The organism is Leifsonia sp. AG29 (genome assembly GCF_009765225.1).
GTDB lineage: Bacteria > Actinomycetota > Actinomycetes > Actinomycetales > Microbacteriaceae > Leifsonia.
In genome coordinates, this window is record NZ_VMSF01000001.1 from 2,381,564 (window position 1) to 2,407,355 (window position 25,792).

The window sequence follows — 25,792 nt, forward strand, 5'->3', positions numbered from 1 at the left end:
CGCGGAGGCGGCACGCGCGGAGGCGGGAGGCGCGGAGGCCAGCGACTCAGGCGTTGAAGCGGTACCCCAACCCGCGCACGGTCACGAGCATGCGCGGCTCGGACGGGCTCTCCTCGATCCGCGACCGGATCCGCTTGATGTGCACGTCGAGCGTCTTGGTGTCGCCGAAGTAGTCGCTCCCCCAGACCCGGTCGATCAGCTGACCCCGGGTGAGCACCCGGCCGGCGTTGCGGAGGAGCAGCTCGAGCAGCTCGAATTCCTTCAGCGGCATGGAGATCTCGGCCCCGTTGACCGAGACCGTGTGCCGGTCGACGTCCATGCGGACGGTCCCCGCCTCCAGAACACCGTCGTCGAGGTCCTCCTCCGCCTCCACCCGGCGTCGGAGCACCGCGCGGATGCGGGCGAGCAGTTCGCGCGAGGAGTACGGCTTGGTGACGTAGTCGTCGGCGCCGAGCTCCAGCCCGACCACGATGTCGACCTCGGAGTCCTTCGCGGTCAGCATGATGATGGGCACGTTCGACCGGGTGCGGATCTCGCGGCAGACCTCGGTGCCCGGGATGCCCGGCAGCATGAGGTCGAGGAGCACGAGGTCGGCCCCGTCCCGGTCGAAGTCGGCGAGCGCGCTCGGCCCGTCCTCGGCCACCGTCACCTCGTATCCTTCGCGCTTGAGCAGGTACGCGAGCGGCTCGCTGAGCGCGGCCTCATCCTCGACGAGCAGGATGGATGTCACAGGTTCTCTCCTATCGGGGGGCGGACGGTGGATGCCTCGGGCAGCCGGATGGTGAAAGTGGAGCCGCGGCCCGGCTGCGACCAGACGCGGACCTCGCCGCCGTGGTTCTGCACGGCGTGCTTGACGATCGACAGGCCGAGCCCCGTCCCTCCCGTGTTGCGGGAGCGGGCCTGGTCGACGCGGAAGAAGCGCTCGAAGACGCGGTCCAGGTCCTCCTCGGGGATCCCCTCCCCCTGATCGGTGACCGCGATCTCGACGACCCCGTCGACCGCGCGCACGCCGATCCCGATGCGGGAGCCGTCCGGCGAGTACTGGATGGCATTCGAGATGAGGTTGTGCACCGCGGTGACGAGGAGCGGCTCGTTGCCGACGACGGTCGCGTCCTTCTCGCCGCGCAGGGCGATCTCGATGCCGCGCGCCTCCGCGACCACCCGGTTCTGATCGACGGCGGCCCGCACGACCTTCTTGGCCGAGAGCTCCTCGGAGTCCTGGAGGACGTCGGCGGCCTGCAGCCGGCTCAGCTCGATGATGTCCTGCGTGATGCGGGCCAGGCGCGACGCCTCCTCGCTGAGCCGGAGGGCGAACCGCCGGACCTGGTCGGGATCGTCCGAGGCGTCGTCGAGCGCCTCCGCGAGGAGGCCTACCGCTCCGATCGGCGTCTTCAGCTCGTGGCTGATGTTCGCGACGAAGTCACGGCGCACCGCGTCGAGGCGGAACGACTCCGTGCGGTCCTCGGCGAGCAGCAGGATGTACCGCGATCCGAGGCGGGCGACCCGCACGCTGAGGTGGATGTTCGCGTCGCCGAAGGGCCCCCGCGCGATCTCGCACTCCTCGGTGACCGGCTCCCCGGTGCGGCGCACGCGGTTCACCAGCTCGACGAGGTGCGGATGCACGAGGGCGCCGTTCCACACGAGACCGATGGCGTGCGCGCCCGGCGAGGCCTTGATGACGTTGTTGGAGGGGTCGAGCACCACCCCGGCGGACTCCAGGGCGTCGAGCACCTGGTCGACCCCGTCCGGGACCGTCGGGCTCACCACCTGGGCGGCGTGGTTGCCCCGGCGCTCGGCGAGATGGAGCATCCACACGAATCCGGCGCCGACGACGAGCCCCAGGCCCAGCGAGAGCAGCACCAACCAGGTGGAGTCCATGGGGCTAAGCGTAGGTGATCCGCGACGGCGGTCCTCGCCGGATGGGCGTACAGCCCGCGTGTTTTCGCGGGTACGTTAGACATTGTTCAGGCTGACGGCACCGACCGTTAACCTGCCGCAGGAAACATGCTGGTCGGGGTCACAAGACCCCCGCATCCCGCGTGCCCGCCGCACGCCCAGGAAGGACCGAACCCCTCATGCGCGCAGTCTTTCAGCAGGAGCTCGCCGAAGTCCAAGAGCGGCTCGTCGAGATCTCCGAGCTCGTCGTCGGCTCGATCCAGAAGGCCACGCAGGCGTTCAACGAGTCCGACGTGACCCTCGCCGAGGAGGTCATCGCCGACGACCACAAGATCGACGAGCTGACCGTCCTGCTCGACGAGCTGTCGATCCAGATCCTCGCGCGTCAGCAGCCGGTCGCCCGCGACCTCCGGATCGTGGTCACCGCGCTCCGGGTGAGCGCCTCCCTCGAGCGCATGGGCGACATGGCCGAGCACATCGCGCAGCTCGCGCGCTACCGCTTCCCCGACAAGGTCGTCCCGAAGAGCCTCCGCGGCACCTTCGCCGAGATGGGCCGCCTCGACGTGCAGATCGCCACGAAGCTCACCGAGCTGCTGCGCACGCAGGATGTGCGTCTCGCCGACGAGATCCGCAACGACGACGACGACGTCGACGAGCTGCACGCCAGCGTCTTCGACAAGGTGCTCGGCGAGACGTGGAAGGGCCAGGCGGTCGACACGGTCGACGCGACGCTCGCCTCCCGCTACCACGAGCGCTTCGCGGACCACGCCGTCTCGATCGCGAAGAAGGTCCAGTACCTCGCCACCGGCGACTGGGCTCCGGAGCTCGCCAGCTCCTGAGGCCTTGCTAGGGCGCCAGCGTCACTCGTGCCGCCACACGGCGACGCGAGTGCGGCGCGCGGGCGACGACGCTGAGCTCCGTGAGCACGGCGCGCTCTCCCGGGTGGAGGCGTCCGCCGTGCTGATCCGTCGCGTGCGCGCGGAACGCGCCGAGGATGTGGCGCTGGTCCTTCATGACCGCCCCCGCCCCCTCCAGGGCCTGCACGATCGCGGTGTGGAGTCCGGTGAGCGCGGGCGAGGGGCGGAGCACGGTCACCGGGACGGTCCGGCGTGATCCGAACCTCTCGCGCCCGGCCCCCACGACCGGGATGCGCGCGGCCGCCGGGATCAGCGCCGCGACGGCCGAGGCATCGAGCTCGATCTCGAACGGCGGCACCACGGTGACGTGGAGCGGCCAGTCAGCAGCGTCGAATTCCTCGGGCGCCTCGCGCCCGAGGAATGCGACGATGACGAACGTGCTCGGCGTGGTTACTTCTTGCCCTGCGCGGCGACCGCGGCGGCGCCGGCGGCGGCGGCCTCCGGGTCGAGGTAGTACGACGGCTCGAGGGGCGCGAAGTCCTCCCCGAGCTTGTAGACGAGCGGGATGCCGGTCGGGATGTTGAGACCCGCGATCTCGTCGTCCGAGATGCCGTCGAGGTGCTTCACGAGCGCGCGCAGCGAGTTGCCGTGCGCCGTGACGAGCACGGTCTTGCCCGCCGCGAGGTCGGGCGTGATGTCCGACTCCCAGTACGGCAGCATGCGCGCGATGACGTCCTTCAGGCATTCGGTGCGCGGGAGGTCGGCGCCGAGGCCGGCGTAGCGCGGGTCGGAGACCTGCGAGAACGGGCTGTCGTCGGGCAGCGGCGGCGGAGGGACGTCGAACGAGCGGCGCCACAGCTGGAACTGCTCGGGACCGTACTTCTCGAGGGTGTCGGCCTTGTCGAGTCCCTGAAGCGCTCCGTAGTGGCGCTCGTTGAGCCTCCACGAGCGCTGCACCGGGATCCAGAGACGGTCGGCGACGTCGAGCGCGTAGTTCGCCGTCTGGATGGCGCGAGTGAGGACGGAGGTGTGGAGCACGTCCGGCGTGAGGCCGGAGTCGCGGAGCAGCTCACCCGCCCGCTTCGCCTCGGCGACGCCGGTCTCGCTGAGACGCACGTCCACCCAGCCGGTGAACAGGTTCTTCTCGTTCCACTCGCTGCTGCCGTGGCGCAGGAGGATCAGGGTGTAGGGAGCGGCCATACCCCCTAATCTATCGTCTCCGGCCCCTGCCGACCGGCGGCTGGCAGACTGGGGACATGGCTTCAGGCGCGGTCGGCACGGTCACCCGTGGCACGACGAACACCAACCGGCTGCGCCGTGTCGACCGGTGGATCGCGGCGCTTCCGGAGCTGCGCCGCGCCTCCGACCCGCTCGTCGTCGACCTCGGCTACGGCGCCAGCGGGGTGACGGCCTTCGAGCTGCATCACCGGTTGGCGCGGGTGCGGCCCGACGTCGAGGTGCTCGGACTCGAGATCGAGCCGGCGCGCGTGCGCCGGGCCGAGGAGCAGCTGGCGGAGGTGCGTGCGGGGGCGACCCCGTTCGCCGCCGATGCGCGCATCTCGTTCGGGCTCGGGGGTTTCGAGGTGCCGCTTCCGGCCGGGCGTCTCGCCACGGTGATCCGCGCCTTCAACGTGCTGCGCCAGTACGACGAGTCCGACGTGGCGACCGCCTGGCAGCGCATGCGGGCCCGGTTGCAGCCCGGCGGCGTGCTGGTCGAGGGCACGTGCGACGAGCTCGGCCGCATCTCGAGCTGGGTCGCCCTCGATCCGCAGGGGCCGCGGACGCTCACGGTCTCGCTGCGCCTCCACGATCTCGAGGCGCCGTCGGTCGTGGCGGAGCGCCTCCCCAAGGCGCTGATCCACCGGAACGTGCCCGGCGAGCGCGTCCACGCCTTCCTCACCGAGCTGGATCGGCTCTGGCGGGTGCACTCCCCGCTCGGCGCCTACGGTCCGACGCAGCGGTGGATCGCTGTGGCCGAGAGTCTGCGCGCGGCGGGCTGGCCCGTCATCGGCGGCCGAGCGCGCTGGCGGCTCGGTGAGCTGTCCGTCGCCTGGGAGGCGGTCGCCCCCGCCTCCTGACACGCGCGGGGACACGTACCCGTCAGGCGCGAGGTCTGCGCGTGACCGCGCCCAGGCGCGGGAGGTGCGGCACGTGGGCCTCCCCGCCCGCCTCGGGAGGCACGACCACCTCCTGAGCCGCCGCAACGGAAACGCCATCGGCATCGACCGTGAGGGTCGCTGAGGCGTCCGCGCTGCGCTTGACGATCGCGAGTGCGATCGGCCCGAGCTCGTAGTGGAGCGCGGACGACGTCACGGTGCCGACCTCCTTGCCGTCGAGCGAGACCAGCGCGCCGCGGCCGGGATGCACGCCCTCCGATCCGTCGAGGTGCAGCATGACCAGCCGGCGCGGCGGGTGGCCCAGGTTGTGCACCTTCGCGACCGTCTCCTGCCCGCGGTAGCAGCCCTTGCTGAGGTGCACGGCGGTGCGGAGCCAATCGAGCTCGTGCGGGATGGTGCGCTCGTCGACCTCGGTCGAGAAACGGGGACGCCATGCGGCGATGCGGAGCGCGTCGGCGGCCAGCGTGCCGGCGGCGGCGAACTCGCCCGACCGCACGCGGGTGACGATCGACGCGAGCGCGTCGCGCGGCACGAGTCGCTCGCTCCAGCTCCACCCCGCGCCCGGGTGCTCGCCCCGGGCGTACTGGTGCCCGCCGGGGGTCACCGCGTGCCACGGGTCGTGCCAGATCAACGGCACGCCGGCGGGCGCCGCGATCGGGAGGGGCGGGTCGCCGAGCGTGCCGATCGTCGCGAACTCGGCGGTGCGGTCGGCGACCTCGACACGCAGCATGAACCGCATCGAGTCGAGCCACGTCCGGAGGCCCTCGGCCTCCGGATGGTCGACGAGCAGCCAGGTCGTCTCGCCGTCGTCTACGAGCCGGGCGGCGTGCTCGACGCGCCCGGTGACATCGAGCAGGAGGGTCTCGGAGGACTCCCCGGGCTGGAGGCCGGTCAGCGCCTGGCTGGTGAGCGAATTGAGCCAGCTCAGCCGGTCGGGGCCCGTGACCGAGAGAACGGCGCGGTCCGAGAGGTCGACGATGGCCCGGCCCTCGGCGAGCGCGCGCTGCTCGCCGAGCGGGTTGCCGTAGTGCGCCGGGACACCCGAGCCGTCGGTGTCGACGGCGCCGGGGAGGGACAGGAAGGGCGAGGGCATGGCGGTCACCGGGTCAGTCGACCTTGGCAAGCCGCGCCGACGCGTGGGTGCGCAACTCGTGCCCGAGCGCGGCGATGTCCCAGGCCCAGAGCAGGTGGTTCTCGACCAGGCCGTAGAGCCGGGTGGCAGCGGTGTACTCCTTCGCGCCGGCGGTGCGCAGCACGGCGTCGGTGGCGAGGTCGATGCGGGGGCCCGCGACCTGGCCGACGTAGATCTCGGTCACGCCGTCGGGGTGGATGATCGCGACGTCGATGTCGAAGGCGCCGTTGGAAGCGCGGAGCGCCTCCACCGACTGGGCGGTCGTGAACGGCCGCGGCCCGACGCCGGGGAGCATCGCGGGGCCGGCGTCGCCCTCGATGAGCTTGCGGCTGAGCCTCCAGTACCCGGTCTCGGCGGCGAGCGGCGTGCTCTGCTCGTCGAGGACCCAGGAGGTGGCGTTGTAGTTGAGATACGACTGACCGTCGTGGCTGAAGCTGATCCGCTGCCCGAACTCGAGCTGCGTGTGGTCGTCGTCGACGGCGTAGTCGAGGACGCCGGTGCCCTCCCAGACGCCGAGCAGCCAGGACAGCGGGACGAGCTCCGCGGGGAGGTCGGTCGGGATCTCGATCATGGGACCGGCTCAGCCTTGTCGGCGACGCGCGTCAGCGCTGGCCGCGGAAGAGGTTGTAGACGACCAGTCCGGAGACACCGAGGATGGCGAGGGTCGCCAGGCCGAGCAGGCCGACGAAGAAGAGTTCGAGAGCGACGAGCATGCTGCCAGTCTACTCAGGCGGACGCGGCGATCAGGGCGAGCACGGCTCCGAAGACGCCGAGGATGACGAACGAGCCGGTAAGGCTCGCTGCGAGCCGGTTGACGAAGCCGTCCTTCTGCTGGGTCGCCAGCTGCGCGACGAACGAGGCGAGCACGCACACGCCCAGCGCGAGCGACAGCCAGGAGGCGTACCCGGCCGGATGCGACAGGCCGGCGATCAGCGCTCCGAGGACCAGCGCGATGAGCCACACCGAGCCGATGCTCGCCACGAGCACCGGCCTGCTGACCGGAGGCACGTACGGCCCGGCCGCGGCCGCCGGCCCGAGCGGGTGCGGCCCCTCCGACGGCGGTGGCTGCAGGTTGTCCGTCATGCCTCTTATTGTGCCCGTCTCCGGGCCCCGGCGGGGGCTCTCCGCGTTTCCGGTAGCATTTCCCTGACGGTGCGGGTGAGGAGGAACCGAGTGGCGCAGCTGCTGATCCTCACCTCTGCCCCCGACGCCGAGGTGCTCCCGGCGCTCGCCCTCCTCAGCCATCGCACGCGGCAGATCCCCGCCGAGCCCGCCTCGCTCGTGAACGCACCGAGCTGCGACCTCATCTTCGTCGACGCGCGCCGCGACCTCGCCAGCGCGAAGTCGCTCTGCAAGATCCTGACGACGACCGGGATCACGGTCCCGCTCCTCCTCGTGCTCACGGAGGGCGGCCTCACCGCGGTCAGCGCCGACTGGGGAGTGAACGACGTCGTGCTCGAGTCCGCGGGACCGGCCGAGGTCGATGCCCGCATCCGCCTGGCGATCGGCCGTCAGACGCAGGAGCACTCGCAGACCAAGATCCAGGCCTCCGGGATCACGATCGACGAGGCCAGCTACTCGGCGAAAGCCCACGGGCGGCAGCTCGACCTCACCTTCAAGGAGTTCGAGCTCCTGCGCTTCTTCGCCACCCACCCTTCCCGGGTGTTCACGCGCGAGCAGCTCCTCAGCGAGGTGTGGGGCTACGACTACTTCGGAGGCACGCGCACCGTCGATGTGCACGTGCGGCGCCTGCGGGCGAAGCTCGGCGACCTCGAGTCGCTGATCGGGACGGTGCGCAACGTCGGGTACCGGTTCAACGTCTACGAGGACGACAACGACCGGTTGCCCACATCGGTCCGCCCCTGACCCTGTCTCCACAGAGCGTTGCTCCTCGTGACGGTCGCCCGCGAGCGGTGCGATGATGGGGGGATGGACGGCGAGCGCACCCTCGAGAGCAGTCTGCTTGACAACGGCCTGGGCGGAAGCCTCGGCAGTGACTTCGACGACGACTTCGCTCCCTTCATCTACGAGCCCGACCCCACGCTGCCGGAGGACCGCTACCTCGACCGCGAGCTGAGCTGGCTCGCGTTCAACCAGCGCGTGCTCGAACTCGCCGAGGACCCGCTGGTGCCCGTGCTCGAGCGGGCGAACTTCCTCGCCATCTTCGCCAGCAACCTCGACGAGTTCTTCATGGTGCGCGTGGCCGGCCTCAAGCGCCGCATCGCGACCGGGCTCGCGGTCCCGACCAACGTCGGGCGCGCTCCGCAGGAGGTCCTCGCGGACATCTCGGCCAAGGCGCACGAGCTGCAGCTGAGGCACGCGAACGCGTACCGCCGGCTCGTCCTCCCGGCCCTCGAGGAGGTCGGGATCTCCGTCGCCGCGTGGGACCAGCTCGACGAGGCCGACCGCGCCCAGATGCGCGAGGTGTTCTCGCAGCAGATCTTCCCGGTCCTGATGCCGCTGGCCGTCGACCCCGCCCACCCGTTCCCCTACATCTCGGGACTCTCGCTCAACCTCTCGGTGCGCGTGCGCAACTCCCGGACCGGCAAGGAGCAGTTCGCCCGCCTCAAGGTGCCGCAGATGCTCCCGCGGTTCGTCCGCATCGACCAGCGGGAGGGACTCGGTCAGGTGCGCTTCCTGCCCCTGGAGGAGCTCATCGCCAACCATCTGGGCGACCTCTTCCCCGGCATGGAGATCCTCGACCATCACGTCTTCCGGGTGACACGCAACGAAGACGTCGAGATCGACGAGGACGAGACCGAGAACCTCATCCAGGCGCTCGAGCGCGAGCTGCTGCGCCGGCGGTTCGGGCCGCCCATCCGGCTCGAGGTCACCGAGGACATGGACGACGTGACGCTCGGGCTCCTCGTGCGCGAGCTCGACGTCACCGAGCAGGAGGTCTACCGCCTCCCCGGGCCGCTCGACCTGGGCGGCCTGTTCGATCTGGCGAGGATCGACCGGCCCGAGCTCCACTACCCCAACCACGTGCCCACCACGCCGGTCCAGCTCATGCCGAGCGAGCCGAACGCCAAGCCCGACCTGTTCGCGGCGATCGCCCGGCAGGACGTCCTCGTGCACCACCCGTACGAGTCGTTCGCGACGAGCGTTCAGGCCTTCCTCGAGCAGGCGGCCGCCGACCCGCATGTCCTCGCCATCAAGCAGACGCTGTACCGCACCTCCGGCGACAGTCCGATCGTCGAGGCGCTGATCGACGCGGCCGAGGCGGGCAAGCAGGTGCTCGCGCTCGTCGAGATCAAGGCGCGCTTCGACGAGCAGAACAACATCTCGTGGGCGCGCAAGCTCGAGAAGGCGGGCGTGCACGTCGTCTACGGGCTCGTCGGGCTCAAGACCCACTGCAAGCTGGCGCTCGTCATCCGCGAGGAGAAGGGCGTCCTCCGCCACTACAGCCACATCGGCACCGGCAACTACAACCCGAAGACCTCGCGCATCTACGAAGACCTCGGGCTGCTGACCGCCGACGACCAGGTCGGCAAAGACCTGACGCGCCTGTTCAACGAGCTCTCCGGCTACGCCATCGAGAAGAAGTTCAAGCGCCTCCTCGTCGCGCCGCTGCACCTGCGCAAGGGCCTCCTCAAGCGGATCGACACGGAGCGCGCCAACGCGGCCGCCGGCCGGCCCTCGGGCATCCGGATCAAGCTCAACTCCATCGTCGACGAGGCGATCATCGATGCGCTCTACCGGGCGAGCCAGGCCGGGGTGCCCGTCGACCTCTGGGTGCGCGGCATCTGCGGCGTGGTCCCCGGCCGGGAGGGGCTGTCGGAGAACATCCGCGTGCGCTCCGTCCTCGGGCGCTACCTCGAGCACTCGCGCGTGTTCTCCTTCGTCAACGACGGCGACCCGCAGGTCTACATCGGCAGCGCCGACATGATGCACCGCAACCTCGACCGCCGGGTGGAGGCGCTGGTCCGGCTCACCGAGCCCGAGCACATCGCCGAGCTGGGCGCCCTGTTGGACCTCGCGTTCGACGCCCGGACGGCGGCCTGGGCGCTCGACGAGGAGGGCGTCTGGACCCGGCACCACCTCGACGAGAACGGCAAGCCGCTCGCCGACCTGCAGAATAAGCTCATGCAGCAGTACAGCCACCGGCCCCGCAGCACCCGCACCGGTACGAGGCGGTGAGCCCGGCCATCTACGCCGCGGGCGCCCTGTGCTGGCGCGTCGTGGACGACAGGATCGTCGTGCTGGTGGTGCATCGCACCAAGTACGGTGACGTCACGATCCCCAAGGGCAAGGTCGACCCCGGCGAGACGCTGCCGGAGACCGCGGTCCGCGAGATCGCGGAGGAGACCGGACTTCGCATCGCGCTCGGCGTACCGCTCGGAATCTCCACATACCCCCTGAGCAGCGGCCGCGACAAGATCGTCCACTACTGGGCGGCGGAGGTCAGCGACAAGGCGATCGAGCGATCGACGTTCGTCCCCAACGCCGAGATCGCCGCGATCGAGTGGGTGACCCTCAAGAAGGCCCGCGGCTACCTCACCTACGAGCGCGACGTCGAGATTCTCGATGGGTTCGAGGCCCTCGTACGCCAGGGGATCACGTCGACGTTCGCGCTGATCGCCCTGCGGCACGGCAAGGCGGTGCCGCGCGACCTGTGGGAGGGGAGCGACGCCTCCCGGCCCCTCACCGAGCGCGGCGTCAAGCAGGCGGCGAGCGACGTCGGCACCATCCGCGCCTGGAATCCGAAGCGGATCCTGACGAGCGACGCGGTCCGCTGCGTCACCACGGTCGCCCCGCTCGCCGCCGCGACCGGCATCAAGCCGCGGCGCGAGGCGGGCATCAGCCAGGACGCCTACGAGGAGGGCCGCGGCGAGGTCCGCGCCATCGTCGGCAAGCGCATCCGGTCGCGCAAGACCGCCGTGCTGTGCAGTCACGGCCCGGTCCTCCCGGAGATCCTCCGCGAGATCGCGCTCGCGACAGGGACGATGCCGGGCGGCTACCTCAACGATGCAGCGGGGCTCGAGACGGGCGGCTTCTCGGTCGTGCACCTCTCGGCGACGAACCCGGCCTCCGGCATCGTCTCGATCGAGACGTACGCCCCCGTCGCCGGCTGACCGCGGATTCACAGGGCTGGGAAGCGAAGACAACACCCGTCGTTAACCTTCCGTTTACCGCTGCGGGGGACTCTGGACAGACACCAGGCATAGCGTCCTACGCGGGTCGCACCGACCCCGTCCTGTTGTTACTGATCCCCGAAGGGACAACTGTGAATCTCAAGCGTCTTGGCGCTCCTGTCGCGATCCTCGCGGCCGCGGCCATCGCTCTCACCGCCTGCGCGTCGAACGAGGGCAGCACCCCCTCGACCACGACCGCGAAGGCGTCGAACCTGTCCGGCACGCTGAACGGCATCGGCTCGTCCGCCCAGGCCGCCGCCCAGACCGTGTGGGCCGCCGGCTTCCAGCAGGCCAACCCGAAGACCACCGTCAACTACGACCCGCAGGGCTCGGGCGCGGGCCGCAAGAGCTTCATCTCGGGCGCCGCCGACTTCGCCGGCTCGGACGCCTACATGAAGCCCGAGGAGCTCGCCTCGACGTTCGCCGGCTGTGCTGCGGGCAGCAAGGGCATCGACCTCCCCGTCTACATCTCCCCGATCGCCATCGCGTACAACGTCGACGGCGTGAAGGACCTCAAGCTCGACGCCGAGACCATCGCCGGCATCTTCTCGGGCAAGATCACCACGTGGGACGACCCCAAGATCAAGAGCCAGAACTCGGGCGCCTCGCTCCCGTCGGCGCCGATCACCGTCGTGCACCGCTCCGACGACTCGGGCACCACGCAGAACTTCACCGAGTACCTCGCCGCGAATGCGCCCGACGTGTGGACCGCTCCTGCCTCGCAGACCTTCCCGTTCCAGGTCGGTGACGCCGCCAAGGGCACCTCGGGCGTCGGCGACGCCACCAAGAACGCGAAGAACTCGATCACCTACATCGACGAGTCCGGCTCAGCGGGCCTCAGCATCGCCCAGCTGAAGGTCGGCAGCGACTACGAGAAGATCAGCGCCGACGGCGCCGCCAAGGTGGTCGCCGCCTCCCCGATCGCCTCGGGCCGCGAGGCCAACGACCTGGCGATCCAGATCAACCGCAAGGACACCTCCAAGGGTGCCTGGCCGCTGGTCCTCGTCTCGTACGTCATCGCGTGCCAGCAGTACAAGGACGCCGCCAAGGCGGACCTCGTGAAGGGTTACGTCGACCACATCATCTCCAGCGACGCTCAGAAGGCCGCCTCGGAGCAGGCCGGTTCGGCTCCGCTCTCGAGCGAGCTGACCGACAAGATCAGCAAGGCCGTCGCCAGCATCAAGTAACACCCCGGCCGTCCGGTCCGGTCCGCTCAGCGGTCCGGGCCGGACGGCGCCCCCGTTCTCAGAGGCCTCCGGGCCGACCCGATGAGAGAAAGCAAGGAATGACTGCCGGAACCGTCGAAGCGATCAGGCCGAAGGCGAAGATCCGCCTCGGCGACCGCGTCTTCTCGAGCACCACCATCGTCGCCGGGTCGCTCATCCTGGCCACTCTCGCGGCCGTGGCGCTCTTCCTGATCCTGCAGAGCATCCCGGCCCTCTTCGCCGGCAAGGGCGAGCTGCCCAACAACGCGACCGACTTCTGGTCGTGGGTCTGGCCGCTCGTCTTCGGCACCATCTGGGCAGCGCTCCTCGCCCTCCTCATCGCGACCCCGCTCTCGATCGGCATCGCGCTGTTCATCTCGCACTACGCACCGCGCCGGGTCGCCCAGACGCTCGGGTACATCATCGATCTGCTCGCGGCCGTTCCCTCGGTCGTGTTCGGCCTCTGGGGCATCGCGACCCTCGCGCCGTTCGTCCAGCCGTTCTACGCCTGGCTCGGCCAGTACCTCGGCTGGTTCCCGCTCTTCGCGCCTCCCGTCTCCGGAACCGGCCGCACCGTCCTGACCGCGTCCCTCGTGCTCGCCGTGATGGTGATCCCGATCATGACCGCGATCTGCCGCGAGATCTTCCTCCAGACCCCGCGCCTCCACGAGGAGGCGGCGCTCGCGCTCGGCGCGACCCGCTGGGAGATGGTCAGCATGGCCGTCCTCCCCTTCGCCCGCAGCGGCATCGTCTCGGCGATCATGCTGGGCCTCGGCCGCGCCCTCGGCGAGACGCTCGCGATCGCGATGGTGCTGTCGCCGGCGCTGATCGTCAAGGTCGCCGTCCTCCAGGCGCAAAGCCCCAACACGATCGCGGCGAACATCGCGCTGCAGTTCCCCGAGGCCACCGGGCTCGGCGTGAACGCGCTCGTCGCGTCCGGCCTGGTCCTCTTCGTGGTGACGCTGCTCATCAACGTGCTCGCCCGCTACATCGTCAGCCGCCGCAAGGCCTTCTCTGGAGCGAACTGATGGCCACCACCGCCGCCGCCGCACCCCGGCCGATCGCCAACACGTACACCGCGGGCAAGCTGCCCGGGTGGGCGCCCTGGACGATGCTCGTCGCCTCGTGGGCCGTGCTCGTCGCCGTCTTCGCCATCCTCGCCGCGAGCGGCGCCACCAAGGGCTTCAACGTCGTCGGCGCGATCTTCTTCGGGACCGTGCTCTTCGACGTCGCGATCTACACCACCTCCCTCCTCATCGAAGGAGCGCGGAAGGCGAAGGACCGCCTGGTCACCTCGCTGGTCGGCACAGCGTTCGTCGTGGCGCTCCTCCCCCTCATCTCGCTCGGCTGGACGGTGATCGCGCAGGGGCTCGCCCGCTTCGACGTGCCGTTCTTCAGCGAGTCGATGCGCAACGTCATCGGCGCCGGCGGCGGCGCGCTGCACGCGATCGTCGGCACACTGCTGATCACCCTGATGGCCTCGATCATCTCCGTGCCGATCGGCCTCCTCACCTCGATCTACCTGGTCGAGTACGGGCGCGGCATGCTCGCGCGCGGCATCACCTTCTTCGTCGACGTCATGACGGGCATCCCGTCGATCGTCGCGGGCCTCTTCGCCTACGCGCTGTTCGCGCTGTTCTTCGGTCCGGCGATCCGCAACGGGTTCATGGGCGCTGTGGCGCTCTCGGTGCTGATGATCCCGGTCGTCGTGCGCTCCAGCGAGGAGATCCTGCGGATCGTCCCGAACGAGCTGCGGGAGGCGTCGCTCGCGCTGGGCGTTCCCAAGTGGCTGACGGTGCTGAAGGTCGTGCTTCCGACCTCGCTCGCCGGCCTCGTCACCGGCGTCATGCTCGCCATCGCGCGCGTCATCGGCGAGACCGCCCCGCTGCTGATCGTCGCCGGCTTCACGACGAGCATGAACTACGACCTGTTCAACGACCGGATGATGACCCTCCCGGTGTTCGTCTACACGCAGTACACGCAGGCCGCGGGCCTCCACGCCCAGGACTCGATCGACCGGGCTTGGACCGGCGCTCTCGCGCTGATCATCATCGTGATGCTCCTCAACCTCATCGGCCGCATCGTGGCCCGCGCCTTCGCCCCCAAGTACGGCCGCTGACCCCCGGCCCCGACAGCTTCTCCCCCGAACGCAGACAAGGAAAAACGTGTCCAAGCGAATCGAAGTCAACGACCTCAACGTGTACTACGGCAAGTTCCTCGCCGTCGAGGGCGTGTCGCTCACCATCGAGCCCCGGACGGTCACCGCGTTCATCGGACCGTCCGGCTGCGGCAAGTCGACCTTCCTGCGCACGCTCAACCGCATGCACGAGGTCATCCCCGGTGCGTACGTCGACGGCGAGGTGCTCATCGACGGCAACAACCTCTACGGCGCGGGCGTCGACCCCGTTCTCGTGCGGCGCCAGGTGGGCATGGTCTTCCAGCGCCCGAACCCGTTCCCGACGATGAGCATCCGCGACAACGTGCTCGCGGGCGTGAAGCTGAACAACCGGCGCATGTCGAAGAGCGACGCCGACGACCTGGTCGAGAAGTCCCTCCAGGGCGCCAACCTCTGGAACGAGGTGAAGGACCGCCTGAACCTCCCCGGCTCGGGCCTCTCCGGCGGCCAGCAGCAGCGTCTCTGCATCGCTCGGGCGATCGCCGTGTCGCCCGACGTCCTCCTCATGGACGAGCCGTGCTCGGCGCTCGACCCGATCTCGACGCTCGCGATCGAGGACCTCATCGAGGAGCTCAAGAACGACTACACGATCGTGATCGTGACCCACAACATGCAGCAGGCGTCGCGCGTCTCCGACCGCACCGCGTTCTTCAACATCGCGGGCACCGGCAAGCCGGGCAAGCTCATCGAGTACAACGACACGAACATGATCTTCTCGAACCCGAGCGTGCAGGCAACCGAGGACTACGTCTCCGGCCGCTTCGGCTGAGCCGCGCCCGGCGCCGCCGCTCCTCGCTTCCGCCCCACCATCGAGTCCCCCAAGAATCCCTCGACACGCCTGGCGTCGCCGAACTCTTGGGGGACTCGAGCGTTCGGGGTGGTCTGCCCAGCAACGAGTCCCCCGAGAGTTCTCCGACACGCCAAGCGGGCCGGGACTCTTGGGGGACTCGATTGTGGGCGCGGTCAGGAGGCGATGGCCACGATCGGCTTCGTGGTCGGCTTGTCCGAGCCTCCCCGCGGCTCGACAGTCACGCCGACCGTATCTCCGGCGGCCATCCGGCCCGTCAGCACCCGCCACGTGGATCCGGTGCCGGCCGGCTGCATCGTTCCTGCCGGTGTGGCTGCGCCGTCCCGGATGTACCAGAGCTCGTAGGTCTTGCCCTGGGGCAGCGGCGGGAGATCGTCGGCGATCAGCGCAGACGTGCCCAGCTTGCCCGACCAGACGAGGGTGGCCGTGCCTCCACCGGACACCGGAGCGGTCGCCCGCTGCACGTCCGGCGCGGCGTTGATCTGCGCCAGAGCAGTCGCCTGCTGTCGCTGATACGAGTCGGTTCCGGCCAGAGAGCTTCCGAGGAAGGCTCCGCCGATGAAGAGGAGGATCGCGGCCGCGGCCGACGCCAGGATCAGGCCGGGGCGCTGGAACCAGCGACGGCGAGCACGCTCTTCGGCAGACGTGCTCGGCGAGAGCGGCGTGACAAGGCCGACCGCATCGTCTGCGGCGGCGGCCGGGCGCGCAACGGGGGGAGCGGCCTGCTCGGCTGGGAGCTGCGGCGTCGCGGCGATCTTCGCCATGATGGCCGCCTTCAGCTCGGGGCGCGGCTCCACCGGTTCCGCCGCCAGTCCCAGCTGCGCGGCGAGGTCTTCGAACTCGCGCGCCTCCTGCTCGTCGGCGGCACCCAGCTCGAAGCCGAGCCCGTCCGGGTGACGCCCGTCGGTTCCGGCGGGGTTTCTGCGCTCTTGCTCGCTCATCGGGTCACCCCCAGTTCTTCTCGCAGCCGTATCATCGCATCCCGCAACCGTGTCTTCGCTGTGCCGAGGGGGATGCCGAGCTCGGTGGCGACCTCGGATTGACTGAGGCCGCCGTAGTAGGCGAGCGTGAGAGCCTGCCTCTGCGGGCCGCTGAGTCTGGCCATCGCCGCCTCCACCCTCTCGTGCTCGACCCGGACCTCCACGGTTTCGGACACCTGGTCGTACGCCGTCGGCAGGTCGCGGATGCCGATGGCGGTGTCCCGGTCGTGCGCCGCCTGCGACGCCCGGATCCGGTCGATGGCCCGCCGGTGGGCCATCGTCATGATCCACGTCAGCGCACGACCTCTATTCGGATCGAACCGCGTCGCGGATTGCCAGACTTCGAGGAAAACCTCCTGCGCCACTTCTTCCGCCTGTGCCGCGTCGATGAGGAGGCGGCGGATCAGGCCGAGCACGCGCGCTGCGGTGTGGTCGTAGAGTTCGGAGAACGCGCGCTGGTCTCCCTGGGCGACGCGCTGAAGGAGGACGTCGAACTCAGGCGCAGGGGCGTCGTCCACGTCGTCTCCACTCTGTGCCCGTCCGGTCACCGCCCCCCGTGGCCCCGTGGGCGGGCCACCGGCCGACGGCCAGGTGTGCAAGTGCCGGGCCGCAGAACGCCTCTCGGCGCGAGGCCGCTCGAAGCGGCTAGTTTTGGAGCCCGGGGTTACTGCGGCCCGGCGACAACAAGTCTACAGGAGGCTCCGGGGCGCCTCCCGGCGTGGCGTTCGCGACGGGAGAAACGCGGAGGGCCCACCCGGATGCAGCGATGCTCGCTGAGTCAGTCGAGAGAGTCCGAACGCCACAGGCGGGCGCAGCTGGTCAGCTCCTCCGCCGTGCGCGTGAACCGGAGGGCCCGGGTGGTGAGTTCGCTCGCCCGGTCCGGATCCACGGCGTCCCGGTCGTCGGCGACGGAGGCGGCTCCCGCTGCGGCGACCCGGCAGAACGCGGCGGCGCGGTCCAGCGCGACCGCGAAGTCGCCCTCGAACAGGCCGCGCAGGATGCGATCGGCGAGGTCGGTGATCTCGGCCGGCCCGGCCGGCGTCGGCGCCCCCGCGACGACGGCATCGATGGAGGCGAGAACCTCGGTCCCGCGCTGGTACAGGTAGGCGGTCCCCTCCGCGTCCTGTCGGATGAGGAGGCGCAGCAGGTAGATGCGCCACAGCGCGCCTGGAAGCGTCTTGGGGTTCGATCGCGCCCACAGCTCGGCGATCGCATCGATGCCGTGCTCATCCGTGAAGGCCACCAGCCGCTCGATCACCTCGGGCTCCGGGTTCGCCCGGACCCGCGCCAGGAGCGCCCGTGCGGTCTCGTGAGCCACGCGGTTGATCTGCGCGGGGTCCTCGCCTCCCATGAAGGCCTCGAACATGCCGCCGGGGAAGAAGGCCGGCTTGTGGTGCGGTCGGTCGGACATCACTCCATTGTGCTCCTCCGGTGCTGTGGTGCTGGCCTTCGCGCGGCCTCGGCCGGTTTGTGCGCCCGCCCGGGACGACTGCGGCCGCTCGCGCAGGCGCAAACGTACCTACAGGCCGCAGACACAGCCGATGGGCGGACAGGGGTTGACGGCACGGTAGATTAGTCCGCGAGGGCCTCTAGCTCAGTCGGTAGAGCATCGGACTTTTAATCCGCGGGTCGTGGGTTCGAGCCCCACGGGGCCCACCCAGTAAATCAAAGGGATCCAAGCCCATCGGCAGCAGATTCGGAAGCCGCGATTTCGGGATTTGCCCACACTTTGCCCACCACTTCCGGAGCACCAAGACGGCTCAATGCGTCTCCAACGGCATCCAGGTCATCGTCGAAGAGGTCGGCGTAGACGTCGAGGGTCATCGCTGCTGAGGCGTGGCCAAGCATGCGTTGCACGGCCTTGACGTTGGCGCCGGCCGAGATGGCGAGGCTGGCGGCGGTGTGGCGGAGGTCGTGGACCGTCGGACGGAGCAGGTCGGGATGGTTGTCAGCCAGAGTGTCGGCGGCCTTGTCGAAGGCTTTGCGCTTCCAGTTGTTCACGCGGAGCGGGCGACCGTAGGGCGACGTGAAGAGCAAGTCGCGTGACTTCTTCGACGCGACGAGCGCTTGGAGTTGGTCGGTCAGGAAGGACGGGAACGGCACGCTCCGCTGCTGATGGTTCTTCGGCAAGCCGTAGACCAACCGCCCGTCGGTGAGCTCGAGCACGGCTCGGTCGACCTGAACGCGTCGGCGGTCGAAGTCGATGTTCCGACATTCCAATGCCGCGAGCTCGCCCCAGCGCAGGCCGGTGTAACCCAGGAACAGCACCACAAGGCCCTCTGAGCCGCACAGAGCGGCAAGTTCGTGCAATTGGGCATGGGTGAGGTACGGATGCTTCTTAGGCCGAATCCGGGGCAGCCTGATGCCGTCAGCAGGATTGCGGCCGAGGCGTCCGTCCCGAACGGCGTACTTCAGGATCATCGAGAAGACGCGATGGTACGAGCGGACCGTCCGCGCGCCGACACGGCTGTTCTCGTCCGAGATCCACGACTGGATGTCTGAGTGTGTGATCGCGTTGAGCGGAGTCGAGCCCCACCGCGGTTGAAGACGGCCGCGAGTGATCGAGATGTAGCCCTGCAGTGTGCTCGGCTTTACCTGCACCAGCGAGTCGATCCACTTCTCGCTCCACGCCTCGAAGTTCACACCGGCGCGAGCAGCCGGCACATAGTCGCCGCGGGCCTTCGCGAGCTCCAGCGATGCGAGGTACAGCTCAGCGTCGCGTTTGGTGCGGAAGCCGCGCTTGTCGGTCTGCTGGTGCCCCGGCGTTCGGTAGCGGACTCGGTAGCGGCGTCCAGCGACGGTCTCGTATGCGCTGATGCTCCCCATCGGCCTCACCCCAGACTCGAGTCTCCAACCATGCACCGACAATGCGCGGTTCGTGGAAGGAGCCGCTCTGCAAACGCGCCCCTCACATACACGTTGTGCTTTCGCGTTGGGATGGGCGCGCAACCGTGACCTTTGGGAGAAACCGCACAGGTTCACACGGTCGACACGATGGACCTAGCTGGCAGTACGACCGCGACTCGCGCGATTCGGCCGCTAGCTTTGGTCCAAATGGTGCAGCAGCGCTGCAACCGGGAGGAAACCAGATTGCGCAAGTATTGGCCACCCGTCGTGATCTCAGCGTCCGTCCTCCTCATGGCCTGGGTACTGGGTCGATCACTATGGAATGCCGCCCAGCTCGGCGGGTTGGACGCGGTCGTGCTCACTATCGCCGGCTGCGTCGCCGCCGTTGCCTTGGCCTTCTGGTTCGTCTCAATGAAGCAGCGTGGCGTCCCTGCGGCGATGCATGCGCTCATGGGCCGATTCCCCACCGCCACGGTAAGACGGGTATACGGCGAGCGCGCTTTCACCGTTGCGATTTCGCGCCTCGCCAGCCGACCGTGGCGGCCGAAGCTCTTTGCGTTCCTCGTCCTCGTCATCCACTCCGAGGGTCTAGAGTTCTGGACGGCCAAGGACACGACGGCATTAGTTCGAATTCCGGCCGCATCCATCATCCAAGCCACTTGCCGTATGGCTCCGAACTCTCAGGGCGCCAGCTGGCCGACCCTGTTCCTCGAGGTCTCTCTGGGAACCGACGAAGAGCAGACGCTGACTATCCCCGTCGTGCTTATGCGCGAGAACGGCTTGCGTTTCCTCGCGGCCAGCCTCGATGAGACCGAGCGCGCACTCGAGTCGATCCAGGCCATTCGGGCGGCTCGCTGAGTTGCCATCTCACGCTGGCTTCGGCCTGCGGAGCCACGCCGGCGCAGCGTCTTGTCCGACTCAAACATGCAGCGCATGGCAGCCGAATACTGACCGATCACTCCATCCCAAGCGGAATCCCGAATCCTATTGGTCCGCCCCGACGCCCGATGCTGGCGCGTTGAGAGACCGTGTCAAGGGCGCTGCGCGTCGCTCCGCGATGCAGCGGAGCTGCACCCTTGACTCGGTCGCTCAGCGCGCGAGGATGCCTTGGGCGGGGCGGACGAGTCTCCGTTAGCGCGTAATGCCCACCAGGATTGCTCCGAAGCCGAGGGCGATCGCGCAGAAACCCACACCTGCCAGGTAGGTTCTCGAGAACATCCATCGAGCACCCTCCGCCCCGGGTCGCCGCAAGTAATACGCGGAAAGGCGAGCACTGAAAAGCACCGTTGCGATTCCGATCGCGACAAACAGAATGCCGGAAGCAATTGCCAGCACCCCGAACACTATGCACCGCTCGTGTGCTGCAACAGCGCGACGACGCCGTAGGTAATCGTTGTGAAGCCGAGAAGAACGATGGCCACACCTGTCGCGCCCATCCAAAACGTTGTTTGCAGGACGCCGAGCGCGTTTCCCCGCCGTTCCCCGAACCGCACCTTCTCGGATGAGACCACCCAGTCCCGCAATTGGCGACGGAACACAACAATGAAGACGCCGCCGATCGCCACGATCGGACCCACGATCAGATTGGGGATGATGGTTCCGGGATCCAGTGAGTGCATGACCACCTCTGTCTAGTTCGAGTCATTGCTGGCGCCGTGACGACCTCTCGCTGCGCTCCCAGAACCAAGCATCTCTCGCAGTGCACGAACCTCGTCCGCAAGCGCTGCGGCGGGATAAGCCTTCGACTTCCGCGGAAGGTAATCGCGCACGAGTGACTCCGTCGCGACGAGCTCGGTTGCGAACCAGGCTCGGACCTCGCTGGGATCTTCGAGGCCCTCCGGAAGGCGATGCCACACGATGAAACGCCGCTGCGTCCGACCTACCGGTCCCGCCGAAGCTCCCAACGGGAATTCGTCGGGGCCATAGTTCCGCCCGGTTATGAACGCGATGTCGACGACGTAGTCGTAATCGCCTTCGGGAGGCGCGAATCGCGAGATCTCCCGCGAAACAATCTTGTGCGCTTCGAGAGCGGCCCCATGCTCAGAGAAGATCCCTCCGCTCACGATCGCCATACGGGCAAGCTCCCCGGCGCAAAAGCGTTCACGTCGCGAACCTAGCGCACTCACAAGGCGTCCTTTCGGAGAACACGATCCGAGACAGAACGAATGAACCAACGATCAAGGAGATAGAGCAGACGACTAACCCAAGGGGAAAGACCATACGAGTCAAGACGATGAGATGAATGCTCAAGGCAAGACGAAAGTGACAGAGGGCAATGCACGCAGGCACTTTAAGTGGAGCCATTCGGCCGCCCAGTCAATGACAGGAGTCGCGTGTAAACCAGGTTCCATGGCAAATCGGGGCAATCCGAGCAAGACCAGCCGGCGCGAAGCGTCCTACGCACGACAGCGCCAAGCACACGACGCCGCCGCTGCACGACATGCTCAAGAGCGCGAGCAGGAGGCCGCGCAGCGGCACGCCGCCGATGCGATGTTGGAGGTGGAAGCTAAGTGGGGCCACGCGCGTCGACGCCCTCAAACGGCTTCGGGACGTGTCACTAACCATCGAACGACTCCGCAGCGAACAGGATGCGGCATTGATCGAGCGCGACACTTTGATCGCGCAACTGCGGAGGGCCGGTGAAAGCTGGAACTCGCTCGCGTCCCGCACTGGGCTCACCCGCCAAGCCCTTAGCAAACGCTCGCCCTGACGTACCGGAGACTGTAAGTGGCCAACTAGCCGTCGGGCGAAGTACGACCTTCGACACACTTCACTGCGCCTGTCCGACGTCGTACTCAGGCAGCATTGCGCGCATATGATCCGTATGCACTGACGAGCGAAGGGGCAAGGTCTGGAATGGTGTTCCGTCGATCGCACGGGGTCCGCGAGTGACCGCCTCCGCTGGCTGGTATCCGGACGCGCATGGTGTGCTCCGTTGGTGGGACGGGTACCGCTGGACCGATGCCGTGTCGACGCCACCAGTTCCGGCACCGGCCCCCCGCGTGGCGAGCGGTACTCCGACAAACACGGTGTGGATCTGGCTCGTAGTGGTTTCGCAGGCAGCGATTTTCGCATTCGCGGCCGTCGCCATGATCGAGGTTCAGCCGCAGATGCAGGCCTTCCTCTCCGCGTTCAAATCCGCATCTAATGGCAGCACGTCGGTCGTGCTCCAACGCGAGTCGGCACTGTTCGGCAACCCGTGGTACGTCGGCAACATCATCTTCCCGTTCGTGGCATGCGGGTCAGCGGTATGGTTCGCGTACCTGGACCGCAAAGCGCTCCAGCATCGCGGTTATGTTCGGCCGTTCCACTAGGCGTGGGCAATCCTCGGGATATTTTCGTACGCCTGCTCGTTGGTCTATACGATCGGCCGGACTGTCGTCGTCCGTCGGCGAGGAGGCCACGGGGCCGCGCCTATGGTCGTTTCGATCGTCATTCAGGCGACGGGACTCGCCGGGGTGGCGTTCGGGGACTTTTGGATATTGGGGGCTCTCGCCACGCATTGGTGAGGAGAAACCCCCTCGCACGTCACAGGATCGGTCATCAAACCCGAGCGCCAATGGTACGATATCTTGTACCACTTGGAGGAAAACATGGCCATCACAGCAAGCGAGGCTCGCAGCGACCTGTTCGGCCTCATCGAACGCGTCAACCTCGACCAGACCGAAGTCGAGATCACGTCGAAGCGTGGCTCGGCCGTGCTGATGTCGAAGGACGAGTACGACTCACTGCTCGAGACAACCTACCTCCTGCGCTCCCCCAAGAACGCGCGCCGCCTCATCGACGCCATCGAGAGCGCACGTTCAGGAGACGTCACCGAGCACGACCTGTCCGGTGAGTGAGCGCAAGCTCGCCTGGACCGCCGGCGGGTGGGAGGACTACCTCTACTGGCAGGGCCAGGACCGGCGAACGCTCAAGCGGATCAACCTGCTTATCGAAGACATCCTGCGGGACGACCCGTTCGAGGGCATCGGGAAACCGGAACCGCTGAAGCACGCGCTGGCCGGTGCGTGGTCACGACGCATCGACGAAGCGAATCGTCTTGTGTACTTGGTGGACGATTCCTACGTGATCATCCTGCAGGCTCGCTATCACTACTGAGCTAGCGCTCGCCTGCGATCGCGAGCGAGCCGCCAGATGCCTCGAGAAGCGACCCCAATTCCAATTGCGACTCCGAGCGAGCTCGCCAAGGCGACGCCGATCGGAATCGCGAGGATCACCACGCCGCTCGCCGCTGCGATGTCTCCATCGTCAGCCGGTCCGGATGGCGCGAAGATCATGACGCCCGCGTACACCGCGAGGACCGCAACGCTCGCCCCAAAAGATCCGAACAACCAGCACAAGAGCCGTGCGATCGACGACTCCGGCATCCAACCGATTGCGCTCCCGCAGACCAGTGTGCCCCCGATAAATACGCCAAGGGGAAGCAGGAAGGGCTCGATTCCTGCGCCGGCCCTGACCGGATTCGCAGCCAACGAGACCATCGTCGCGACGGCCCAGACGAAGACGCCTGCCACCCATACGCCCAAGACGATCGCCGACCACTTCGTGGGCAATGTTGACTTCGCCGATTCCGTTTGATTGCTTGTGATGGTCAACAGGGCTCCGCATCGCTAGTTGAGCGAAAGCGTAGTGATGGCCCGCGCTCTCCGCGTCAATCTCGCGAGGTAGTTGCCATCGCGCTCCCGACGTAGAAGGCCGTTGGTCCCACCTGCTGAGGAGGCGACCGACCGAGCTTGGGTCCCTCAGTGCAAATCGTGCTGCAAGAGTTCAAGATCCTCGCGCAGCATCCTCGTGGCTTCCGGAGGCATGCGATCGATGTCGGACAGGGAAGAGAGCCAGGCTGCCGCCTCCCGCAACATCGTCAGCGCCTCGTCCCCGCGAATAACCCGGTCGTGTAGCTGTTGGACCGCGAGCTCGAACGCGTTTGGATCGATCGGGACGCCTAGCCCCAGCGACAACTCGAGAGAACGGCCACCGACCCCGAGAACCGGGTGTTCGGCCGGCGGGGAGGCCGCCGAGGCTGCGGCTTCGTGACGCGCCTCCAAGCGCTTTCTGCGGCGCTCCAGGGCCTGGGCCGCACTCACCCACGACATGTCGAACAGTATGCATGACCGCCGATGACTACGTCATCCTGCGGGCGCGCTACCACTACTGATCCGACATAGTTGAGCCTGTGAGCGTGAGGATCTATATCCCGGACGACGTTGTCGCTGACCACGAGATTCCGGAACCGCTGCCAGGTGTCAATATCCCGATGGGGGTTCGGCTGGGCTGGATGTGGACAGCCGATGGGCGCGACCAGTCGTTCGATGGGGTTGTCGAGTGGTCCAGAGCCGACGAGCTCAATCAGCTGTTCGAGACTGTATTCGCAACCTCGACGTTCAAGGCTCTGACTCAGGAGGATGCAGAGGGTCGTCTTCCTGAAGTAGGCGACCGGATGACCCTGCGCGGAAGCTTGTCCTGTGTGCGTTCATACGAGTTCGAAGCCTTCGATCTTCCGGACATTCGGCAGCCGTGGCGGGTTACCGCGCTCCTGTCGCAGGATTCGCATGGGTACCTGATCGAGGCGGAGCCGACCCCGTATAAAACTGACGGAGGTTGTTGACAGTCGGGTCTTCCACTTGGGAGGAAGACTGCATGACCAGATCACTCTCCGCCTCAGCCCAGCGGGCCATTGAACGGCGGGCGAATCACAAGCTCGCGGTGCTGCGGCATGTCGAGGAAGTCAGCGGCAACATCGCCGCGAGCTGCCGCTACTACGGGGTGAGCCGGCAAGCGTATTACGCGTGGTTGAAGCGCTGTGAGGCGGAAGGGTTCGAGGGGCTCAAGGACCGCTCCAGCGCCCCGCACCACTCGCCGACCGCGACGGATGCGGAGGTGATTGAGAAGATCCTCTGGCTACGTCAGCAGTATCACTTCGGGCCGGAGAAGATCACCATGTACCTGAAGCGCTATCACGACATCACGATCAGCGCCTCCGGGGTCTGGCGGATCCTGAAGAAGGTCGGCCTGAACCGCCTCCCCGCCTCGCAGCGTTACAAGCGACGCGAGATCCGGTGGAAACGCTACGAGAAGCAACGCCTCGGCCACGCCCTGCAGGTGGATGTGAAGTTCATCGAACCGCTGGGCCAGACCGGCAAGAAGAAGCGCTACTACCAATACACCGCCATCGATGACTGCACCCGCCTGCGCGTGCTGAAGGCCTACCCGGCCCATGATCAGAAGACCGCGATCCGCTTCATCGACCACGTCCTCGCCAAGCTGCCGTTCCAGGTCGAGAAGGTCCAAACCGACAACGGCAGCGAGTTCGGCCAGTCCTTCCACTGGCACCTGCTGGACAAAGGCATCGACCACATCCGCATCAGACCGGCCACGCCCCGCTTGAATGGGAAGGTGGAGCGCTCGCACCGGATCGATGCGGAGGAGTTCTATCGGCTGCTCGAAGGACAGGTCATCGACGACGTCAACCTCTTCAACGACCGCCTCCAACAATGGGAGGACTACTACAACTACGATCGACCACACGGAGCCCTCGCAGGCCAAACACCCTACGAGCGACTCAAGCAGAAAACACAAGACCCGCTGTCATAGGCCTCCGTCAGTTGCACAGCGGAGCCGACCCCGCGCTAAGGGCCG

29 protein-coding genes and 1 tRNA gene are annotated in these 25,792 nt (G+C 67.8%); 17 read left to right on the forward strand and 13 right to left on the reverse strand.

What is annotated here, in order from left to right; all coding sequences use genetic code 11:
* Nucleotides 1-46 precede the first annotated feature (46 nt).
* Together FPT20_RS11455 and FPT20_RS11460 are read right to left on the reverse strand one after the other, a co-directional pair.
* Complete coding sequence (locus FPT20_RS11455) at nucleotides 47-730, reverse strand: response regulator transcription factor (RefSeq protein WP_158865379.1); 684 nt, start codon at nucleotides 728-730, stop codon at nucleotides 47-49.
* Entirely contained in the window at nucleotides 727-1,878 is a 1,152-nt protein-coding gene (locus tag FPT20_RS11460) for a sensor histidine kinase (RefSeq protein WP_158865381.1), read from the reverse strand. Before FPT20_RS11460 ends, FPT20_RS11455 begins: the two co-directional genes overlap by 4 nt.
* 197 nt (nucleotides 1,879-2,075) lie before the next feature.
* On the opposite strand from FPT20_RS11460, the gene phoU reads away from it, so the two are divergent.
* The gene (phoU, locus tag FPT20_RS11465; protein WP_158865383.1) at nucleotides 2,076-2,735 is read left to right on the forward strand and encodes a phosphate signaling complex protein PhoU; all 660 of its coding nucleotides are present in this window, start codon (nucleotides 2,076-2,078) and stop codon (nucleotides 2,733-2,735) included.
* 7 nt (nucleotides 2,736-2,742) lie between these two features.
* Here the strand turns inward: phoU and FPT20_RS11470 are convergent, their stop codons facing one another.
* Together FPT20_RS11470 and FPT20_RS11475 are read right to left on the reverse strand one after the other, a co-directional pair.
* Complete coding sequence (locus FPT20_RS11470) at nucleotides 2,743-3,183, reverse strand: 2'-5' RNA ligase family protein (protein WP_158868094.1); 441 nt, start codon at nucleotides 3,181-3,183, stop codon at nucleotides 2,743-2,745.
* 20 nt (nucleotides 3,184-3,203) lie between these two features.
* A complete protein-coding gene (locus FPT20_RS11475) occupies nucleotides 3,204-3,953 on the reverse strand; it encodes a phosphoglyceromutase (RefSeq protein ID WP_158865385.1) in 750 nt (249 codons plus the stop codon).
* A 56-nt stretch (nucleotides 3,954-4,009) separates the two neighbouring features.
* Between FPT20_RS11475 and FPT20_RS11480 the strand changes: the two genes are divergently transcribed.
* On the forward strand, nucleotides 4,010-4,831 hold the full coding sequence (locus FPT20_RS11480) for a class I SAM-dependent methyltransferase (protein WP_158865388.1): 822 nt from the start codon (nucleotides 4,010-4,012) through the stop codon (nucleotides 4,829-4,831).
* 22 nt (nucleotides 4,832-4,853) lie between these two features.
* On the opposite strand, the gene ygfZ is transcribed toward FPT20_RS11480, so the two are convergent.
* From ygfZ to FPT20_RS11495, 3 genes are all read right to left on the reverse strand, one after another.
* Nucleotides 4,854-5,963 carry a CAF17-like 4Fe-4S cluster assembly/insertion protein YgfZ gene (ygfZ, locus tag FPT20_RS11485; RefSeq protein WP_158868096.1) on the reverse strand — a complete coding sequence of 370 codons (1,110 nt, stop codon included), beginning with the start codon at nucleotides 5,961-5,963 and terminating at the stop codon, nucleotides 4,854-4,856.
* A 13-nt stretch (nucleotides 5,964-5,976) separates the two neighbouring features.
* Nucleotides 5,977-6,573 (reverse strand): FABP family protein, encoded by a 597-nt coding sequence (locus tag FPT20_RS11490; protein WP_158865390.1) that lies wholly within the window; start codon nucleotides 6,571-6,573, stop codon nucleotides 5,977-5,979.
* A gap of 155 nt (nucleotides 6,574-6,728) precedes the next feature.
* A complete protein-coding gene (locus FPT20_RS11495) occupies nucleotides 6,729-7,085 on the reverse strand; it encodes a hypothetical protein (RefSeq protein ID WP_158865392.1) in 357 nt (118 codons plus the stop codon).
* A 90-nt stretch (nucleotides 7,086-7,175) separates the two neighbouring features.
* Here FPT20_RS11495 and FPT20_RS11500 point away from each other — a divergent pair, with 90 nt between their 5' ends.
* From FPT20_RS11500 to pstB, 7 genes are all read left to right on the forward strand, one after another.
* Nucleotides 7,176-7,868 carry a response regulator transcription factor gene (locus FPT20_RS11500; protein ID WP_158865394.1) on the forward strand — a complete coding sequence of 231 codons (693 nt, stop codon included), beginning with the start codon at nucleotides 7,176-7,178 and terminating at the stop codon, nucleotides 7,866-7,868.
* 63 nt (nucleotides 7,869-7,931) lie between these two features.
* Nucleotides 7,932-10,142, forward strand: a complete 2,211-nt coding sequence (locus FPT20_RS11505) for an RNA degradosome polyphosphate kinase (RefSeq protein ID WP_158865395.1) — start codon at nucleotides 7,932-7,934, stop codon at nucleotides 10,140-10,142.
* Nucleotides 10,139-11,077, forward strand: a complete 939-nt coding sequence (locus FPT20_RS11510) for an NUDIX hydrolase (protein ID WP_158865397.1) — start codon at nucleotides 10,139-10,141, stop codon at nucleotides 11,075-11,077. The genes FPT20_RS11505 and FPT20_RS11510 overlap by 4 nt, the downstream gene beginning before the upstream one ends.
* Nucleotides 11,078-11,229: 152 nt before the next feature.
* Nucleotides 11,230-12,324, forward strand: coding sequence for a phosphate ABC transporter substrate-binding protein PstS (pstS, locus tag FPT20_RS11515; RefSeq protein ID WP_158865399.1), 1,095 nt, complete (start codon nucleotides 11,230-11,232; stop codon nucleotides 12,322-12,324).
* A 98-nt stretch (nucleotides 12,325-12,422) separates the two neighbouring features.
* Nucleotides 12,423-13,370 carry a phosphate ABC transporter permease subunit PstC gene (gene pstC / locus FPT20_RS11520; protein ID WP_158865401.1) on the forward strand — a complete coding sequence of 316 codons (948 nt, stop codon included), beginning with the start codon at nucleotides 12,423-12,425 and terminating at the stop codon, nucleotides 13,368-13,370.
* Complete coding sequence (gene pstA / locus FPT20_RS11525; RefSeq protein WP_158865403.1) at nucleotides 13,370-14,461, forward strand: phosphate ABC transporter permease PstA; 1,092 nt, start codon at nucleotides 13,370-13,372, stop codon at nucleotides 14,459-14,461. Before pstC ends, pstA begins: the two co-directional genes overlap by 1 nt.
* A 46-nt stretch (nucleotides 14,462-14,507) precedes the next feature.
* A complete protein-coding gene (pstB, locus tag FPT20_RS11530; RefSeq protein ID WP_158865405.1) occupies nucleotides 14,508-15,287 on the forward strand; it encodes a phosphate ABC transporter ATP-binding protein PstB in 780 nt (259 codons plus the stop codon).
* A gap of 194 nt (nucleotides 15,288-15,481) precedes the next feature.
* On the opposite strand, the gene FPT20_RS11535 is transcribed toward pstB, so the two are convergent.
* The 3 genes from FPT20_RS11535 to FPT20_RS11545 all read right to left on the reverse strand — a co-directional run bounded on the left by FPT20_RS11535 (nucleotide 15,482) and on the right by FPT20_RS11545 (nucleotide 17,717).
* Nucleotides 15,482-16,267: an anti-sigma factor gene (locus tag FPT20_RS11535; RefSeq protein WP_158865407.1), complete on the reverse strand. Its 786-nt coding sequence runs from the start codon at nucleotides 16,265-16,267 to the stop codon at nucleotides 15,482-15,484.
* The gene (gene sigK, locus FPT20_RS11540) at nucleotides 16,264-16,824 is read right to left on the reverse strand and encodes an ECF RNA polymerase sigma factor SigK (protein ID WP_158865409.1); all 561 of its coding nucleotides are present in this window, start codon (nucleotides 16,822-16,824) and stop codon (nucleotides 16,264-16,266) included. Before sigK ends, FPT20_RS11535 begins: the two co-directional genes overlap by 4 nt.
* Before the next feature lie 260 nt (nucleotides 16,825-17,084).
* Nucleotides 17,085-17,717, reverse strand: a complete 633-nt coding sequence (locus FPT20_RS11545; RefSeq protein ID WP_158865411.1) for a DNA-directed RNA polymerase subunit beta — start codon at nucleotides 17,715-17,717, stop codon at nucleotides 17,085-17,087.
* A 172-nt stretch (nucleotides 17,718-17,889) separates the two neighbouring features.
* Between FPT20_RS11545 and FPT20_RS11550 the strand changes: the two genes are divergently transcribed.
* Nucleotides 17,890-17,962, forward strand: a tRNA-Lys gene (locus FPT20_RS11550).
* Nucleotides 17,963-17,971: 9 nt separating this feature from the next.
* On the opposite strand, the gene FPT20_RS11555 is transcribed toward FPT20_RS11550, so the two are convergent.
* Complete coding sequence (locus FPT20_RS11555; RefSeq protein ID WP_158865413.1) at nucleotides 17,972-19,132, reverse strand: tyrosine-type recombinase/integrase; 1,161 nt, start codon at nucleotides 19,130-19,132, stop codon at nucleotides 17,972-17,974.
* Between the two features lie 228 nt (nucleotides 19,133-19,360).
* Here FPT20_RS11555 and FPT20_RS11560 point away from each other — a divergent pair, with 228 nt between their 5' ends.
* On the forward strand, nucleotides 19,361-20,011 hold the full coding sequence (locus tag FPT20_RS11560; protein ID WP_158865415.1) for a hypothetical protein: 651 nt from the start codon (nucleotides 19,361-19,363) through the stop codon (nucleotides 20,009-20,011).
* 485 nt (nucleotides 20,012-20,496) lie between these two features.
* Here the strand turns inward: FPT20_RS11560 and FPT20_RS11565 are convergent, their stop codons facing one another.
* Nucleotides 20,497-20,772 (reverse strand): hypothetical protein, encoded by a 276-nt coding sequence (locus FPT20_RS11565; RefSeq protein WP_158865417.1) that lies wholly within the window; start codon nucleotides 20,770-20,772, stop codon nucleotides 20,497-20,499.
* A 1,269-nt stretch (nucleotides 20,773-22,041) separates the two neighbouring features.
* Between FPT20_RS11565 and FPT20_RS11570 the strand changes: the two genes are divergently transcribed.
* The 4 genes from FPT20_RS11570 to FPT20_RS11585 all read left to right on the forward strand — a co-directional run bounded on the left by FPT20_RS11570 (nucleotide 22,042) and on the right by FPT20_RS11585 (nucleotide 23,734).
* Nucleotides 22,042-22,467: a DUF2510 domain-containing protein gene (locus FPT20_RS11570; RefSeq protein WP_158865419.1), complete on the forward strand. Its 426-nt coding sequence runs from the start codon at nucleotides 22,042-22,044 to the stop codon at nucleotides 22,465-22,467.
* A gap of 279 nt (nucleotides 22,468-22,746) precedes the next feature.
* Entirely contained in the window at nucleotides 22,747-22,995 is a 249-nt protein-coding gene (locus tag FPT20_RS11575; protein WP_158865421.1) for a type II toxin-antitoxin system Phd/YefM family antitoxin, read from the forward strand.
* On the forward strand, nucleotides 22,988-23,254 hold the full coding sequence (locus FPT20_RS11580) for a Txe/YoeB family addiction module toxin (RefSeq protein WP_158865423.1): 267 nt from the start codon (nucleotides 22,988-22,990) through the stop codon (nucleotides 23,252-23,254). The genes FPT20_RS11575 and FPT20_RS11580 overlap by 8 nt, the downstream gene beginning before the upstream one ends.
* Before the next feature lie 36 nt (nucleotides 23,255-23,290).
* Nucleotides 23,291-23,734: a hypothetical protein gene (locus FPT20_RS11585; RefSeq protein WP_158865425.1), complete on the forward strand. Its 444-nt coding sequence runs from the start codon at nucleotides 23,291-23,293 to the stop codon at nucleotides 23,732-23,734.
* A 164-nt stretch (nucleotides 23,735-23,898) separates the two neighbouring features.
* On the opposite strand, the gene FPT20_RS11590 is transcribed toward FPT20_RS11585, so the two are convergent.
* A complete protein-coding gene (locus FPT20_RS11590) occupies nucleotides 23,899-24,249 on the reverse strand; it encodes a hypothetical protein (protein WP_158865427.1) in 351 nt (116 codons plus the stop codon).
* Nucleotides 24,250-24,335: 86 nt separating this feature from the next.
* On the opposite strand from FPT20_RS11590, the gene FPT20_RS11595 reads away from it, so the two are divergent.
* On the forward strand, nucleotides 24,336-24,761 hold the full coding sequence (locus tag FPT20_RS11595; RefSeq protein WP_158865429.1) for a hypothetical protein: 426 nt from the start codon (nucleotides 24,336-24,338) through the stop codon (nucleotides 24,759-24,761).
* A 32-nt stretch (nucleotides 24,762-24,793) separates the two neighbouring features.
* Complete coding sequence (locus tag FPT20_RS11600; protein ID WP_158865431.1) at nucleotides 24,794-25,747, forward strand: IS481 family transposase; 954 nt, start codon at nucleotides 24,794-24,796, stop codon at nucleotides 25,745-25,747.
* Nucleotides 25,748-25,792 lie beyond the last annotated feature (45 nt).